The sequence below is a fragment of the Klebsiella sp. CN_Kp097 genome (assembly GCF_040064495.1).
In the GTDB taxonomy this organism is placed as follows: Bacteria; Pseudomonadota; Gammaproteobacteria; order Enterobacterales; family Enterobacteriaceae; genus Klebsiella; species Klebsiella aerogenes.
This window is the reverse complement of sequence record NZ_JBEAIL010000004.1, coordinates 192,342-207,722: the sequence shown is the minus strand read 5'-3', so window position 1 is coordinate 207,722 and position 15,381 is coordinate 192,342. Positions and strand designations below refer to the sequence as shown.

Below are 15,381 nucleotides of genomic sequence, written 5' to 3'. Positions count from 1 at the left end.
GCCGCCGAATTTATAGCAGAGCGTGCCCTGGAGGATTGCGTGGATAAAATTTTTGTTGATGAAGCGGTCAATGAGCTGCAGACCATTCAGGACATGCTGCGTTGGGCGGTAAGTCGTTTTAGCGCCGCCAACATCTGGTACGGTCATGGCACCGATAACCCGTGGGATGAGGCCGTACAGCTGGTATTACCCTCGCTGTACCTGCCGTTAGATATACCGGAAGATATGCGCACCGCGCGCCTGACCTCCAGCGAAAAACATCGTATCGTCGAGCGCGTGATTCGCCGCGTCAACGAACGCATTCCCGTCGCTTACCTGACCAACAAAGCATGGTTCTGCGGCCATGAATTCTATGTCGATGAGCGCGTGCTGGTACCGCGCTCGCCGATTGGCGAACTGATCAATAACCAGTTCTCCGGGCTGATAAACCACAAACCGCAGCATATTCTCGATATGTGTACCGGTAGCGCCTGTATTGCCATCGCCTGCGCCTATGCCTTCCCGGAAGCCGAAGTCGACGCTGTCGATATCTCCCCGGACGCGCTGGCCGTTGCCGAACATAACGTTGAAGAACATGGCCTGATTAACCAGGTTACCCCGATCCGTTCCGATCTGTTCCGCGATCTGCCGAAGCTGCAGTACGATCTGATCGTGACCAATCCGCCGTACGTTGATGAAGAAGATATGGCCGATCTGCCCGATGAGTATGAGCATGAGCCGGTTCTGGGTCTGGCTTCCGGTAGCGATGGCCTGAAGCTGACGCGCCGCATTCTTGGCTGCGCGCCGGATTACCTCAACGACGACGGTATTCTGATTTGTGAAGTCGGTAACAGCATGGTACATCTGATGGAGCAGTACCCGGACGTGCCGTTCACCTGGCTTGAGTTTGATAACGGCGGTGATGGCGTCTTTATGCTGACTAAACATCAGCTCATTGACGCGCGTGCGCATTTCGGCATTTATAAAGACTAAAAAAACAACACGCAAACATAACGAAAAGAATGGAGCCGTGATGGCAGGAAATACAATTGGACAACTCTTTCGCGTCACCACCTTCGGCGAATCGCACGGCCTGGCGCTGGGTTGCATCGTCGACGGGGTGCCGCCAGGCATTCCGCTGACCGAAGCTGACCTGCAGCACGATCTGGATCGCCGTCGCCCTGGGACATCGCGTTACACCACCCAGCGCCGCGAACCGGACCAGGTGAAAATCCTTTCCGGCGTCTTCGAAGGCGTGACCACCGGCACCAGTATTGGCCTGTTGATTGAAAACACCGATCAGCGTTCCCAGGACTATGGCGCGATTAAAGATCTGTTCCGCCCGGGTCATGCGGATTACACCTACGAGCAGAAATACGGCCTGCGCGACTATCGAGGCGGCGGCCGTTCGTCTGCGCGTGAAACCGCGATGCGCGTGGCTGCCGGGGCGATTGCCAAAAAATTCCTCGCGGCTAAATTTGGTATTGTGATCCGCGGCTGCCTGACGCAGATGGGCGATATTCCGTTGGCCATCAAAGACTGGGATCAGGTTGAGCAGAACCCGTTCTTCTGCCCGGATCCGGATAAAATCGACGCGCTGGATGAACTGATGCGCGGCCTGAAAAAAGAGGGCGACTCTATTGGCGCGAAAGTGACCGTCGTGGCTGACGGCGTTCCTCCGGGCCTCGGCGAGCCGGTGTTCGACCGCCTGGATGCCGATATCGCCCACGCGCTGATGAGCATCAACGCGGTGAAAGGGGTAGAAATCGGCGATGGTTTTGAGGTGGTCAAACTGCGCGGCAGCGAAAACCGCGACGAAATCACCAAAGCCGGCTTCCAGAGTAACCACGCCGGCGGCATTCTTGGCGGTATCAGCAGCGGCCAGCAAATTGTTGCTAACATCGCGCTGAAGCCAACCTCCAGTATTACCGTTCCCGGTCATACGATTAACCGCTTCGGCGAAGAAGTCGAAATGATCACCAAAGGGCGTCACGATCCGTGCGTCGGCATTCGCGCGGTTCCGATCGCCGAGGCCATGCTGGCTATCGTGTTAATGGATCACTTTATGCGTCAACGCGCGCAGAATGGCGACGTGACAACATCAATTCCACGCTGGTAACCGATGAAAAATACCGTTATCGCACTGCTGGCGCTTTTGGCCAGCACCGCCAGCCTGGCGGCGACGCCGTGGCAGAAAATATCCCAGCCGATTAGCGGCAGCGCCCAGTCTATTGGCGCGTTTGCCAATGGCTGCATCGTCGGCGCCCAGCCGCTACCGCTGAACTCCCCTGATTACCAGGTGATGCGTACCGATCAGCGTCGCTACTTCGGCCACCCGGATCTCGTGCAGTTTATTCAGCGGCTGAGTTTGCAGGCGCACAATAAAGGTATGGGGACGGTGCTGATTGGCGATATGGGCATGCCTGCCGGCGGGCGCTTTAACGGCGGCCACGCTAGCCATCAGTCGGGTCTGGATGTTGATATTTTCCTGCAATTGCCGCAGACCCGCTGGACCTCCGCGCAACTGCTGAAACCACAGGCGCTGGACTTAGTCGCCCGCGATGGCAAGCGGGTGGTGCCGTCACTGTGGAGCCCGCAAATCAGTAACCTGATTAAAATGGCGGCGGAAGATAACGATGTGACGCGTATTTTCGTCAACCCGGCTATCAAACAGCAATTGTGTCTCGATGCTGGTAACGATCGCCAATGGCTACGCAAAGTTCGCCCGTGGTTCCAGCATCGCGCCCACATGCACGTGCGCCTGCGCTGCCCGGCGGGCAGCCTCGAGTGCGAAGATCAAGCGCCGCCGCCGGCTGGCGATGGCTGCGGAGCCGAGCTGCAAAGCTGGTTTGAACCGCCTAAACCTGGGTCAACCCCACCTGTGAAGAAGACGCCGCCTCCGCTGCCGCCTTCCTGCCAGGCGCTACTGGATGAGCATCTTCTCTAATGGATAGTTTTGTCGAACTGTTTATGGTGTCGCCAATGGTTTTGGTGGCGCTCTTTTTCGTCGCGATTCTGGCCGGATTTATTGATTCCTTAGCTGGCGGCGGCGGGTTGTTAACCGTCCCGGCGTTGATGGCGGCAGGTATGCCGCCCGCTCAGGCATTGGCGACCAATAAGCTACAGGCCTGCGGCGGTTCCATTTCCGCGACGCTCTACTTTATCCGTCGCAAGGTGGTAAATCTTGCCGATCAGAAACTCAATATTCTGATGACGTTTATCGGCTCGACGGCGGGGGCGCTGCTGGTGCAGCACGTGCAGTCCGATATTTTGAAGCAAATCCTGCCGCTGCTGGTGATCGGCATTGGGCTGTACTTTTTGCTGATGCCTAAGCTTGGCGAATCCGATCGTCAGCGTCGCCTGTATGGTTTGCCGTTCGCGCTGGTCGCTGGCGGCAGCGTGGGTTTCTACGACGGTTTTTTTGGCCCCGGTGCCGGTTCTTTTTATGCGCTGGCCTTTGTGACGCTCGCCGGGTTTAATCTCGCGAAATCCACCGCTCACGCCAAACTGCTAAACGCCACCTCCAATATTGGCGGCCTGCTGCTGTTTATCATTGGCGGCAAAGTGATTTGGGCTACCGGTTTTGTGATGATGGCCGGACAGTTTATCGGCGCTCGCGCCGGTTCGCGGCTGGTGCTGAGTAAAGGGCAGTCGCTGATTCGGCCGATGATCGTCATCGTCTCCGCGGTGATGAGCGCTAAACTTCTTTACGACAGCCACGGGGCTGAGATTTTGCAGTGGTTGGGAATTCACTAATGCAACAGCAACACCATTATCAGCAGTTAGTCGAGATCTTCGACAAGTGCTTCGCCGATGATTTTAATACCCGTCTGATTAAAGGCGACGACGAACCGATCTATCTTCCTGCAGATAGCGAAGTGCCATACAACCGGATCGTGTTTGCTCACGGCTTTTACGCCAGCGCGCTGCACGAAATTTCCCACTGGTGTATCGCCGGCAAGGCGCGGCGAGAGCAGGTAGATTTTGGTTACTGGTACTGCCCGGACGGCCGCGATGCGATGACGCAAAGCAAGTTCGAAGACGTCGAGGTCAAGCCACAGGCTTTTGACTGGTTGTTCTGCACGGCGGCGGGATTTCCGTTTAACGTCAGCTGCGACAACCTTGAAGGCGACTTTGAGCCTGACCGCATCGCCTTTCAACGGCGCGTACATGCCCAGGTGATGACCTATCTGCAAGAGGGGATCCCCGAGCGTCCGGCACGCTTTATTCGCGCGCTGCAACAGTATTATCAAACGCCGCCGCTGACGGCAGAACAATTTCCGTGGCCGGAAGACCTGCACTAAAGCCACGTTCTACAAATGAAAGAGGAAAGACGATGATCGCGGAGTTTGAATCACGCATTCTGGCGTTAATTGACGATATGGTAGACCACGCCAGTGATGACGAACTGTTTGCTGGCGGTTATCTGCGCGGCCACCTGACGCTGGCGGTGGCTGAGCTGGAAGGGGAAGGGGAACATACGGCGCAGGCGATTAATGATAAAGTCGCCAGCAGCCTGGAAAAGGCCATCAGCGCGGGCGAACTATCGCCGCCGGATCAGATTCTGGTGCAAGGGATGTGGAATAACCTGTACCAGCAGGCGAAAAATCAGGCCTGATAAATGATGTCATCCGGATGAGGCGGTAGCCCACATCCGGAGACTCTCCCCGGTCGCGCTGCGCCTACCGGGGCGACTAAACCCAGGTCGGTATAAGGCGCAAGCCGGCGTTATTTTACCGCTTTTCCCTTCAGCAGTTTTCTCACCCACAGCCGATTCGGATTCAGCGCCGCGAGGGTTTCGCTATCCAGCGGTAGCGGTTCTTCACTCATCTGCGCGGCCAGCAGTTCGGCGCTCAATGGCGCGGTGCACAACCCACGAGATCCCAATGCCGCGAGCATAAACAGATTGTGATAGACCGGCGCGCTGCCGACATTTTCCTGCTGTTGGTGAAGCGTGGCGTACTGCGTCAACGTTTTCTCATAATCCGGAACGTTGCCCACCATCGGCAGGTGGTCGCGGGTGGCGCAGCGTACGCCGCAGCGGGCTTCGTTGCCGCTAACATCCACCTCTTTTGCCCATGCCGCCTGCGGGAAACAATCAATCAGGCGCTGGCGATTCTGCCACTGATCTTCGGCGCTGAAATCGGTATCCGTCTTGCCGCGATGATAGCTGGCGCCGATACAGTGTTGCTGATTCTTGGGGTTTTGCGGTGTCAGATAGCCGTCATAACATAACACCTGGCGCAGGGCGGAAAGCCCCGGCGTGGTGGGGATATGGCTGACCTGGCCGCCGACCGGATAAGCCGGTAACTGCCTGGTCTGGGCAAAATCAGTCAGGCGATGTCCGTTCGCCAGTACTACCGCCTGATGACGATGCTGCTGATTGAGCAACCAGCCGTCGCCCTCCGCGCTGAGCGTTTCGACGGGATAACCGTAGTGGCTGCGTAATCCCTGTGTCGCCGCCAGCGCCAGCAATTCTGCCGTCAACTGCTGCGGGCACAGCCAGCCGCCGGCCGGATAGGTGATACCGCCGCAGCCGGTATCAACGCCGGTCAGTTCAGCAACCTGCTCCGCCGTCACCGCGCAGGCGATCTCCGCCGGTAAATCTGAAGCCAGCATTTGGGCGATTTTCTGCGTGCTTTTTTCATCCCAGGCGAGTTGGGTTACGCCGCACCATTGATGATCAAATTCCACTGGCAGGGCGTCGTAGAGGCGGCGCGCGAAAGTAAACGCCGCCGGAAAAAAGTGCGCCAGCGAAGGGTCGTGCTGGCTTAATAGCGGATACAGCGCGCCCTGACGATTGCCGGATGCGCCGCTGGCGGGCGCATCGTCAGCGCAGTACAACGTCACCTGCCAGCCGCGACGCAGCAGCGCCAGCGAGAGCAGGGCGCTGGCGATACCTCCGCCGATCACCGCCGCTTCGCGCGATTGACTACCGCTGCGGGCAAACCATGGCGTCTGCGCGAATGTCGGAACGTCGGCGGTCAATTTACCGATTAGCATTTCGCGCTTGCGACCAAAGCCTTTGCGTTTTTGCATGCTAAAGCCGGCCTCCTGCAGCCCGCGGCGAACGAAGCCAGCGGAGGTGAAGGTCGCCAGCGTGCCGCCGGGGCGGGCCAGACGCGCCATGGCTGAAAACAGCCCCGGCGTCCACATATCCGGGTTTTTCGCCGGCGCGAAGCCGTCGAGGAACCAGGCGTCGACCTGGCGGTTGAGTGAATCGTCAAGCTGGTCGGTGAGCGTGTTGATATCGCCAAACCATAAATCCAGCGTGACGCGGCCATCGTCGAGCAGCAGGCGGTGGCAGCCCGCGATTGGCAATGGCCACTGCGCCTGTAGCTGTTCAGCCCATGGCGCCAGTTCCGGCCAGTGCTGGTGCGCCAGGCGCAGGTCGTCGGCCTTCAGGGGAAATTTTTCAAAACTGATGAAATGTAATCTTTGCAGCGTAGCCTGCGGATTATCGCGACGAAAAACAGCAAACGCCTGCCACAGCGTCAGGAAATTGAGCCCGGTGCCGAAGCCGCTCTCCGCGACGATAAACAGCGGGCGCGGGTGGGTTGGAAAACGGCTATCAAGCTGGTTGCCGTTGAGAAAAACGTAGCGCGTCTCTTCCAGACCGTTGTCATTAGAAAAATAAACGTCGTCAAAATCTCGGGAAACAGGTGTACCCTCAGCGTTGAATTCCAGGTTGGCGGGTTGTATGGCGTTTTGTTTCACGTAAGTTACTCGAATCACAAGGCGTAGCGCGATCTTAACGATGTGTGCCAGAAGGCGCAAATTTATACACAAAATGGCTGATCGGACTTGTTCGGCGTACAAGTGTACGCTATTGTGCGACTCGAAACTTAAAATAGTGCGACTTACAGAGGTATTGAATGAAACGTGCAGTGATTACTGGCTTGGGCATCGTTTCCAGCATCGGTAATAACCAGCAGGAAGTCCTGGCATCTCTGCGTGAAGGACGTTCAGGGATCACTTTCTCTCAGGAGCTGAAGGATTCAGGAATGCGTAGCCACGTATGGGGCAACGTCAAACTGGATACCACGGGCCTCATTGACCGCAAAGTAGTTCGCTTTATGAGCGATGCATCCATCTATGCTTATCTGTCCATGGAGCAGGCGGTAGCCGACGCCGGTCTGGCGCCGGAAGCATACCAGAACAACCCGCGTGTCGGCCTGATTGCAGGTTCCGGCGGCGGCTCCCCGAAATTCCAGGTCTTCGGCGCCGATGCCATGCGTAGCCCGCGTGGTCTGAAAGCCGTGGGCCCATACGTTGTGACTAAAGCGATGGCTTCCGGCGTATCTGCCTGCCTCGCCACGCCGTTTAAAATCCACGGCGTCAACTACTCTATCAGCTCCGCTTGCGCCACTTCCGCACACTGCATCGGTAACGCGGTAGAACAGATTCAGCTGGGCAAACAGGACATCGTCTTTGCCGGCGGCGGCGAAGAGCTGTGCTGGGAAATGGCTTGTGAATTCGACGCCATGGGCGCGCTGTCCACTAAATACAACGATTCTCCGGACAAAGCGTCCCGTACCTATGATGCGAACCGCGACGGTTTCGTTATCGCGGGCGGCGGCGGCATGGTCGTGGTGGAAGAGCTGGAACACGCGCTGGCGCGCGGCGCGCATATCTATGCGGAAATCGTCGGTTACGGCGCGACTTCCGATGGCGCGGACATGGTTGCTCCATCTGGCGAAGGCGCAGTGCGCTGCATGCAGATGGCGATGCACGGCGTTGATACCCCGATCGACTACCTGAACTCCCACGGCACTTCTACTCCGGTAGGCGACGTGAAAGAGTTGGGTGCTATCCGCGAAGTCTTCGGCGACAACAGCCCGGCTATCTCCGCCACCAAAGCGATGACCGGCCACTCTCTGGGCGCCGCAGGCGTACAGGAAGCCATCTACTCTCTGCTGATGCTGGAGCACGGTTTTATCGCGCCAAGCATCAACATCGAAGAGATGGACGAGCAGGCTGCCGGCCTTAACATCGTCACCAAACCGACCGATGCTCAGTTGACCACCGTGATGTCCAACAGCTTCGGCTTCGGCGGCACCAACGCGACCCTGGTTATGCGTAAATACAACGCCTAATCGGTAAGAGTCAGTACCAGGGGAGCCCGAGGCTCCCCTTTTTTTGACGTCTTGACAGCGCCTGGCGAGAGCAGGCAAATTGCTCGCCATCATTCCCATTCCATCTTCTCGCCTTGCTCTGCAAAACTGGGGTAACGCATGTCCGCAGCGACAAAAACGATAAACAACGCTTCAGAGAATCTCTCGCTATTTCGTATTACCTTTGCGGTTTTTCTGACCTATATGACCGTGGGGTTGCCGCTACCGGTTATCCCGCTATTTGTGCACCACGATCTCGGCTTTGGCAACACACTCGTCGGCGTGGCCGTCGGCATCCAGTTTCTCGCCACGGTATTAACCCGCGGCTATGCCGGGAGACTGGCCGATCAGTACGGCGCGAAACGCTCGGTGCTGCAAGGAATGTTGGCCTGTGCTCTGGCCGGCTGCGCCTGGCTGGCGGCGGCGCTGCTGCCGGTGCCGGTAATGGCCAAATTTGGCCTGCTGGTGCTGGGACGTTTGATTCTCGGCTTTGGTGAAAGCCAACTGCTGACCGGTAACTTAAGCTGGGGATTAGGGCTGGTTGGCCCGCGACGTTCCGGTAAAGTGATGTCGTGGAACGGCATGGCGATGTACGGGGCGCTGGCGGTGGGCGCGCCGCTGGGGCTGCTGATTTACAGCCGCTTCGGCGTGGCGGCGTTGGCCTGCGTCACGATGGCGCTGCCGCTGCTGGCGTGGGCGATTAACGGCACGGTCCGTAAAGTTCCCGCCCACGGCGGCGAGCGTCCTTCGCTATGGAGCGTCATCGGCATGATCTGGCGACCGGGAATTGGTCTCGGCCTGCAGGGCGTCGGCTTTGCGGTGATCGGTACCTTTGTTTCACTCTATTTCGCTAGCCACGGCTGGGCGATGGCCGGCTTCACGTTGACCGCGTTTGGCGGCGCTTTTGTCCTGATGCGTATTCTGTTCGGCTGGATGCCGGATCGCTTTGGCGGCATTAAGGTGGCGATGGTATCACTGCTGATTGAAGCGATTGGTCTGACGCTGCTATGGCAAGCGCCGGGCGCCTGGGTGGCGCTGGCGGGCGCCGCTTTGACCGGCTGCGGTTGCTCGCTCATCTTCCCGGCGCTGGGCGTTGAGGTAGTCAAACGGGTTCCGGCCCAGGTTTGCGGCACCGCGCTTGGCGGCTATGCCGCGTTTCAGGATATCTCTTACGGCGTCACTGGCCCGCTGGCTGGCCTGCTTGCCACCTCGCTTGGCTATGCTTCCGTGTTCCTTGCCGGGGCGATTTGCGCGGTATTGGGCATTGGTGTCACTTTACTGACGCTGCGTAAGTAATGGCATCATGGCGGCGTTCTGGCCGCCATGATTGTTTTTAGCTTACAGCACCAGCCACAGCAGAATAATCACCACCAGCAGGGCAATCGCCACCGTCCACGCTTTTTTGCTATACACCGCATGGGGGGCGGGCAGCGGCTCGACCGGAGTAATTGCCATTGTCGCCTGGGCGCGGGCCACGCGTAGCGCAAAGACCTTATTTAATAGCGTTAGCACCTGCGGGCTGGTTAAGGTCGTCGTGGGCGTCACCTGCCAGCTGCTTTGCGCGAAATCGGCGATTTTCTGCCACTCCTGCGCTTCCAGCGGTTGCTTGAGCGCTGCCTGCAGCGAATTCATCGTCGGCGCGGTTTGCGCGCTCAGCGTTTGTCGCGCCTGCAGCCAGTACGAGAGCGGGGTGAAGTGGGTGGCGGGGATCAGTTCGCCGGATTTCACGCCGCACAGCTCAAGCATTGATTGCCAGATAAGCTTGCTCGATTCGCCGGTAGCGGCGGCCAGTTTGGTCACTAGCTGATTCAGGGTGTTATGTTCCGCCGGCAGCAAAGGGCGCAGCGTCGGCGTACGCTGCTGCGGCTGCGGGATCGCCAACTGGCCGTTTTGCAGCAGATGCAGCACGTTCTCCAGCTGCGCCTGGGTCAGCGCATGCAGCACGGTTTGACCGTAATTCTGGCGGATATAATCGCTCACCGCCTGACGGTTATTTCCCTGAGTCAGCAGTTCGCTGAGCTGGGCGAGAATTTGCCGATGGTGGTGGTTTTGCTGAGCGATACTTAAGCGCTGATTCAGGTTGCTCTCAGCCGCGCTGAAATGGCTCGCCAGCAGCGGCGTGTCGCCTTTCAGACCCAGATCGTGCTTCACGCAGGCCCACACTTCGGCGTTTTGCTGCGATGTCAGCGTCACCAGACGCGTTATCAGCCGCTCCAGAACGGTGCGTTGCTGCATGGTGAGCGCGTTTGGGCCCACGGCGGATGCGCCGGATGGGCCAGTCCCCGGAGGGCGATCGGACATACCTGAAACGGGTGGTGTCATGATGAATCCTTACCGTAGTGCTGTACTTAAGCCGGGTGATGATGTTCCTGGCGGCCAGATTATGGCACACTTCCCCGGTTTACTCTCGTTCTCAGACAGGTACTGAACCGTGAAAATCCTCGTTGATGAAAATATGCCCTATGCGCGTGAGCTTTTTAGCCGTTTGGGAGACGTGCAGGCCGTTCCCGGTCGTCCCATTCCGCAGGAAGCGTTAACCGACGCCGACGCGCTGATGGTGCGTTCCGTCACTAAGGTGAATGAAGCGCTGCTCTCCGGTAAGGCAATTAAGTTTGTCGGCACCGCCACCGCAGGCACCGATCATGTCGATCAAGCGTGGTTACAGCAGGCGGGGATTGGCTTTTCCGCCGCGCCGGGCTGTAATGCGATCGCGGTGGTGGAGTATGTTTTCTCGGCGCTGCTGATGCTCGCCGAGCGCGACGGATTCGCGCTGGCTGATCGTACCGTCGGTATCGTCGGCGTCGGCAACGTTGGCGGGCGTTTGCAAAAACGTCTGGAAGCGCTGGGAATTAAAACATTACTCTGCGATCCGCCGCGCGCCGATCGTGGCGATGAAGGCGACTTCCGCAGCCTGGACGAGCTGGTGCAGCAGGCGGATGTCCTGACTTTCCACACGCCGTTGTTTAAAGACGGGCCGTATAAAACGCTGCATCTGGCCGATGAAGCGCTGATTAGCCGCCTGCAGCCGGGGGCGATCCTGATTAACGCCTGCCGTGGCCCGGTGGTGGATAACGCGGCGCTGCTCAAGCGCTTGCAGGCCGGGCAGCAGCTGAGCGTGGTGCTTGACGTCTGGGAACCCGAACCGGATCTGAATACCGAGTTGCTGGCGCGTGTCGATATCGGTACCTCGCATATCGCCGGTTATACCCTTGAAGGCAAAGCGCGCGGCACCACCCAGGTTTTTGAAGCCTATAGCGCGTTTATTGGCCATCCGCAGCAGGTGGCGCTGGATACGCTACTGCCGGCGCCTGAATTTGGCCGCATCACTCTGCACGGCCCACTCGATCAGGCGACGCTGAAAAGGCTGGTCCATTTGGTGTATGATGTGCGCCGCGATGATGCGCCGCTGCGTAAAGTGGCAGGCATTGCCGGTGAATTCGACAAGCTGCGCAAAAATTATCAGGAACGCCGCGAATGGTCTTCCCTGTACGTACAGTGCAGCGATGAAAAAGCAGCGACGCTGCTGCGTCAGCTCGGTTTTAATGCCGTACATCATCCTGTTCGTTAATATCTTCTTAATGCCCCTGTCGGATAATCCGGCAGGGTCGCTATTTTCTGGAGTACACCACCATGTCTGAAGGCTGGAATATTGCCGTACTGGGCGCAACCGGCGCCGTAGGCGAAGCCCTGCTTGAAACCCTTGCTGAACGCCAGTTTCCGGTAGGCGAAATTTATGCGCTGGCGCGCAATGAAAGCGCGGGCGAACATCTGCGTTATGGTGGCAAATCGGTCATCGTGCAGGACGCCGCCGACTTTGACTGGACCCAGGCCCAGTTGGCTTTCTTCGCCGCGGGCGTCGAAGCCAGCGCGGCGTATGTCGAAGAAGCCACCAACGCCGGTTGTCTGGTTATCGATCTTAGCGGCCTGTTTGCGTTGGAGCCGGACGTGCCGCTGGTGGTGCCGGACGTCAACCCGTTCGTGCTCGGCGACTACCGCAACCGTAACGTGATTGCGGTACCAAACAGCCTGACCAGCCAGCTGCTGACGGCGCTGAAGCCGCTGATCGATGATGGCGGCCTGTCGCGTATTACCGTTACCAACCTGCTGTCTGCCTCGGCGCAGGGGAAAAAAGCGGTCGATGCGCTGGCGGGGCAGAGCGCGAAACTGCTGAACGGTATTCCGATTGATGAGGACGATTTCTTTGGGCGCCAGCTGGCTTTCAACATGCTGCCGATTCTGCCGGATCGCGAAGGTAGCGTGCGCGAAGAACGACGTATCGTCGATGAAGCGCGCAAAATTCTGCAGGATGACGGCCTGATGATTTCCGCAAGCGTCGTGCAATCGCCGGTCTTCTATGGTCATGCGCAGATGGTGAATTTTGAAGCGCTGCGTCCGCTGGCGGCGGAGGAGGCGCGCGACGCCTTTACCCGTGGCGAGGATATCGAGCTTTCTGAAGAGGGCGAGTTCCCGACGCAGGTCGGCGATGCTTCCGGTAACGCGCGTCTGTCCATCGGTTGCGTGCATAACGATTACGGCATGCCCGAGCAGATTCAGTTCTGGTCGGTTGCCGATAACGTGCGCTTTGGCGGCGCGCTGATGGCGGTGAAAATCGCCGAGAAGCTGGTTCAGGAGTATTTGTACTGATGTCTGAACCACAGCAGCAGCCGGTGTATAAAATCGCGCTGGGCATCGAGTACGACGGCAGCAAATACTACGGCTGGCAGCGGCAAAACGAAGTGCGCAGCGTGCAGGAAAAGCTGGAAAAGGCGCTGTCGCAGGTGGCGGCCGAACCGGTACACGTATTCTGCGCCGGGCGTACCGACGCCGGCGTTCACGGTACCGGCCAGGTGGTGCACTTTGAAACCCGCGCTCAGCGTAAAGACGCCGCCTGGACGCTGGGCGTAAATGCGAATTTACCTGGTGACATCGCCGTGCGTTGGGTGAAGCATGTTGCGGACGATTTTCACGCCCGCTTCAGCGCGACGGCCCGTCGTTACCGCTACGTCATCTATAATCACCGCCTGCGTCCGGCGGTGTTAAGCCAGGGGGTGACGCATTATTACCACCCTCTGGATGCCGGGCGGATGCATCGCGCCGCGCAGTGTTTAATTGGCGAGAATGACTTCACCTCGTTTCGCGCGGTGCAATGTCAGTCGCGCACGCCGTGGCGCAACGTGATGCATATCAACGTGACCCGTCACGGGGCTTATGTGGTGGTGGATATCAAAGCGAACGCTTTTGTTCATCATATGGTTAGGAATATCGTCGGCAGCCTGATGGAAGTAGGCGCCGGAAACCAGCCAGAGAGCTGGATTGCAGAACTGCTGGCGGCGAAGGACCGGACTCTGGCTGCCGCGACGGCGAAAGCGGAAGGATTGTATCTGGTGTCGGTGGATTATCCGGCCCATTTCGACCTGCCGGTGATGCCGATGGGCCCGCTGTTTTTGGCGGACTAATATCAGCGCCCCCGTAACAGGGGGCGGTTGTCACTAAAGGCTAAGACAAATATGGACCTGATTCATTTTTTGATTGATTTCATCCTGCATATTGATGTGCACCTTGCGGAGCTGGTCGCACAGTATGGCGTCTGGGTTTACGCCATCCTGTTCTTGATTCTGTTCTGCGAAACCGGCCTGGTGGTGACGCCGTTCCTGCCCGGAGATTCTCTGCTGTTCGTCGCCGGCGCGCTCTCCGCGCTGCCAACTAACGATCTCAACGTACACCTGATGGTTGCGCTGATGGTTATTGCCGCCGTTGTTGGTGATGCCCTGAACTACACCATCGGTAGATTGTTCGGCGAAAAGCTCTTTAGCAATCCGAACTCGAAGATTTTCCGTCGCAGCTATCTCGACAAAACCCATACCTTCTATGAACGCCACGGCGGCAAAACCATCATCCTCGCGCGTTTTGTGCCGATCGTCAGAACCTTTGCGCCGTTTGTGGCGGGAATGGGTCACATGTCCTATCGTCATTTTGCGGCGTACAACGTGGTTGGCGCGCTGCTGTGGGTACTGCTGTTCACCTACGCCGGGTACCTGTTCGGTGATTTGCCGATCGTACAGGAAAACCTGAAGCTGCTGATCGTGGCGATTATCGTCCTGTCGGTACTGCCTGGCGTTATCGAAGTGATTCGCCATCGCCGGGCGGCGGCAAAGCAGGCTAAATAAGCCCTTAGCGGCATTCTCGCCGGGCGTTGCTATGACGTCCGGCGCGCAAAGTGTGAGCGGTTCGACCACTTTTTTATCCCATGTTACGGGATGTTATGATTTAATGTGCAACATTCATGGTCTGTGAGGGGCAAAAGTGGCATTATGCGCCCCTTGCGACAAAACTGGCATCGACCAGGTTCAGGTAGAAAGGTTATCAATGAGCTGGATTGAACGAATTAAAAGCAATATAACCCCCACCCGTAAGGCAAGTATTCCTGAAGGTGTATGGACCAAGTGCGACAGCTGCGGTCAGGTACTGTACCGCGCAGAGCTGGAGCGCAACCTGGAGGTTTGCCCTAAGTGCGATCACCACATGCGTATGTCGGCGCGCAACCGCCTGCATAGCCTGCTGGACGAAGGTTCTCTCGTGGAACTGGGTAGCGAGCTCGAGCCAAAGGATGTGCTGAAGTTCCGCGATTCGAAAAAGTATAAAGACCGTCTGGCCTCTGCACAGAAAGAGACCGGCGAGAAAGACGCGCTGGTGGTGATGAAAGGCACCCTGCACGGCATGCCTGTCGTGGCGGCGGCATTTGAATTCGCCTTTATGGGCGGTTCGATGGGTTCCGTTGTTGGCGCGCGTTTCGTCCGTGCGGTTGAGCAGGCGCTGGAAGACAACTGCCCGCTGATCTGCTTCTCCGCCTCCGGCGGCGCCCGTATGCAGGAAGCGCTAATGTCGCTGATGCAGATGGCGAAGACCTCCGCGGCGCTGGCGAAAATGCAGGAGCGCGGTTTACCGTACATCTCCGTGCTGACCGACCCGACTATGGGCGGCGTCTCCGCGAGCTTCGCAATGCTGGGCGATCTGAATATCGCCGAGCCAAAAGCGCTGATCGGCTTCGCCGGTCCTCGCGTTATCGAGCAGACCGTGCGTGAGAAGCTGCCGCCGGGATTCCAGCGCAGTGAGTTCCTGATTGAAAAAGGGGCGATCGACATGATTATCCGTCGTCCTGAAATGCGTCTGAAATTAGCCAGCATCCTGGCGAAACTGATGAACCTTCCTTCGCCGCAGGCCGATGCGCCTCACGAGGGCGAGGTGGTACCACCGGTACCGGATCAGGAACCAGAGGCCTGATAATGCA

Annotated in this window: 15 protein-coding genes; 13 read left to right on the top strand and 2 right to left on the bottom strand. The window is 58.1% G+C overall.

The features are described 5' to 3' along the window. The first annotated feature begins 39 nt into the window (after window positions 1-39). From prmB to ABLV07_RS06565, 6 genes are read left to right on the top strand one after another with little or no spacing between them, the layout of a single operon-like run. Window positions 40-972: a 50S ribosomal protein L3 N(5)-glutamine methyltransferase gene (gene prmB / locus ABLV07_RS06590; RefSeq protein ID WP_042893885.1), complete on the top strand. Its 933-nt coding sequence runs from the start codon at window positions 40-42 to the stop codon at window positions 970-972. 40 nt (window positions 973-1,012) lie between these two features. Then, window positions 1,013-2,098, top strand: coding sequence for a chorismate synthase (gene aroC / locus ABLV07_RS06585; protein ID WP_015365541.1), 1,086 nt, complete (start codon window positions 1,013-1,015; stop codon window positions 2,096-2,098). 3 nt (window positions 2,099-2,101) lie between these two features. Then, entirely contained in the window at window positions 2,102-2,926 is an 825-nt protein-coding gene (mepA, locus tag ABLV07_RS06580) for a penicillin-insensitive murein endopeptidase (protein WP_015706180.1), read from the top strand. Continuing rightward, complete coding sequence (locus tag ABLV07_RS06575; protein WP_015365543.1) at window positions 2,926-3,735, top strand: sulfite exporter TauE/SafE family protein; 810 nt, start codon at window positions 2,926-2,928, stop codon at window positions 3,733-3,735. Before mepA ends, ABLV07_RS06575 begins: the two co-directional genes overlap by 1 nt. After that, window positions 3,735-4,283: an elongation factor P hydroxylase gene (locus ABLV07_RS06570; RefSeq protein ID WP_042893869.1), complete on the top strand. Its 549-nt coding sequence runs from the start codon at window positions 3,735-3,737 to the stop codon at window positions 4,281-4,283. The genes ABLV07_RS06575 and ABLV07_RS06570 overlap by 1 nt, the downstream gene beginning before the upstream one ends. Window positions 4,284-4,315: 32 nt before the next feature. Then, window positions 4,316-4,597 (top strand): YfcL family protein, encoded by a 282-nt coding sequence (locus ABLV07_RS06565; RefSeq protein ID WP_015365545.1) that lies wholly within the window; start codon window positions 4,316-4,318, stop codon window positions 4,595-4,597. 110 nt (window positions 4,598-4,707) lie between these two features. Here ABLV07_RS06565 and mnmC read toward each other — a convergent pair whose 3' ends face one another. Further along, entirely contained in the window at window positions 4,708-6,696 is a 1,989-nt protein-coding gene (gene mnmC / locus ABLV07_RS06560; RefSeq protein WP_047054485.1) for a bifunctional tRNA (5-methylaminomethyl-2-thiouridine)(34)-methyltransferase MnmD/FAD-dependent 5-carboxymethylaminomethyl-2-thiouridine(34) oxidoreductase MnmC, read from the bottom strand. 158 nt (window positions 6,697-6,854) lie between these two features. Between mnmC and fabB the strand changes: the two genes are divergently transcribed. Beyond that, a complete protein-coding gene (gene fabB, locus ABLV07_RS06555) occupies window positions 6,855-8,075 on the top strand; it encodes a beta-ketoacyl-ACP synthase I (protein WP_015706178.1) in 1,221 nt (406 codons plus the stop codon). 138 nt (window positions 8,076-8,213) lie between these two features. Continuing rightward, a complete protein-coding gene (locus ABLV07_RS06550) occupies window positions 8,214-9,389 on the top strand; it encodes an MFS transporter (protein WP_348853346.1) in 1,176 nt (391 codons plus the stop codon). 42 nt (window positions 9,390-9,431) lie between these two features. Here ABLV07_RS06550 and flk read toward each other — a convergent pair whose 3' ends face one another. Continuing rightward, window positions 9,432-10,415, bottom strand: coding sequence for a flagella biosynthesis regulator Flk (flk, locus tag ABLV07_RS06545; protein WP_020078229.1), 984 nt, complete (start codon window positions 10,413-10,415; stop codon window positions 9,432-9,434). Between the two features lie 109 nt (window positions 10,416-10,524). Here flk and pdxB point away from each other — a divergent pair, with 109 nt between their 5' ends. The 5 genes from pdxB (at window position 10,525) to accD (ending at window position 15,374) form a co-directional block, all read left to right on the top strand. Further along, window positions 10,525-11,661: a 4-phosphoerythronate dehydrogenase PdxB gene (pdxB, locus tag ABLV07_RS06540; RefSeq protein ID WP_015706175.1), complete on the top strand. Its 1,137-nt coding sequence runs from the start codon at window positions 10,525-10,527 to the stop codon at window positions 11,659-11,661. A 62-nt stretch (window positions 11,662-11,723) separates the two neighbouring features. Further along, window positions 11,724-12,737 carry an aspartate-semialdehyde dehydrogenase gene (locus tag ABLV07_RS06535; protein WP_015365551.1) on the top strand — a complete coding sequence of 338 codons (1,014 nt, stop codon included), beginning with the start codon at window positions 11,724-11,726 and terminating at the stop codon, window positions 12,735-12,737. Next, complete coding sequence (gene truA, locus ABLV07_RS06530) at window positions 12,737-13,549, top strand: tRNA pseudouridine(38-40) synthase TruA (protein WP_015365552.1); 813 nt, start codon at window positions 12,737-12,739, stop codon at window positions 13,547-13,549. Before ABLV07_RS06535 ends, truA begins: the two co-directional genes overlap by 1 nt. A 51-nt stretch (window positions 13,550-13,600) precedes the next feature. Further along, entirely contained in the window at window positions 13,601-14,260 is a 660-nt protein-coding gene (locus ABLV07_RS06525) for a DedA family protein (protein WP_015365553.1), read from the top strand. Window positions 14,261-14,459: 199 nt separating this feature from the next. Then, a complete protein-coding gene (gene accD / locus ABLV07_RS06520; RefSeq protein WP_015365554.1) occupies window positions 14,460-15,374 on the top strand; it encodes an acetyl-CoA carboxylase, carboxyltransferase subunit beta in 915 nt (304 codons plus the stop codon). Window positions 15,375-15,381: the final 7 nt, after the last annotated feature.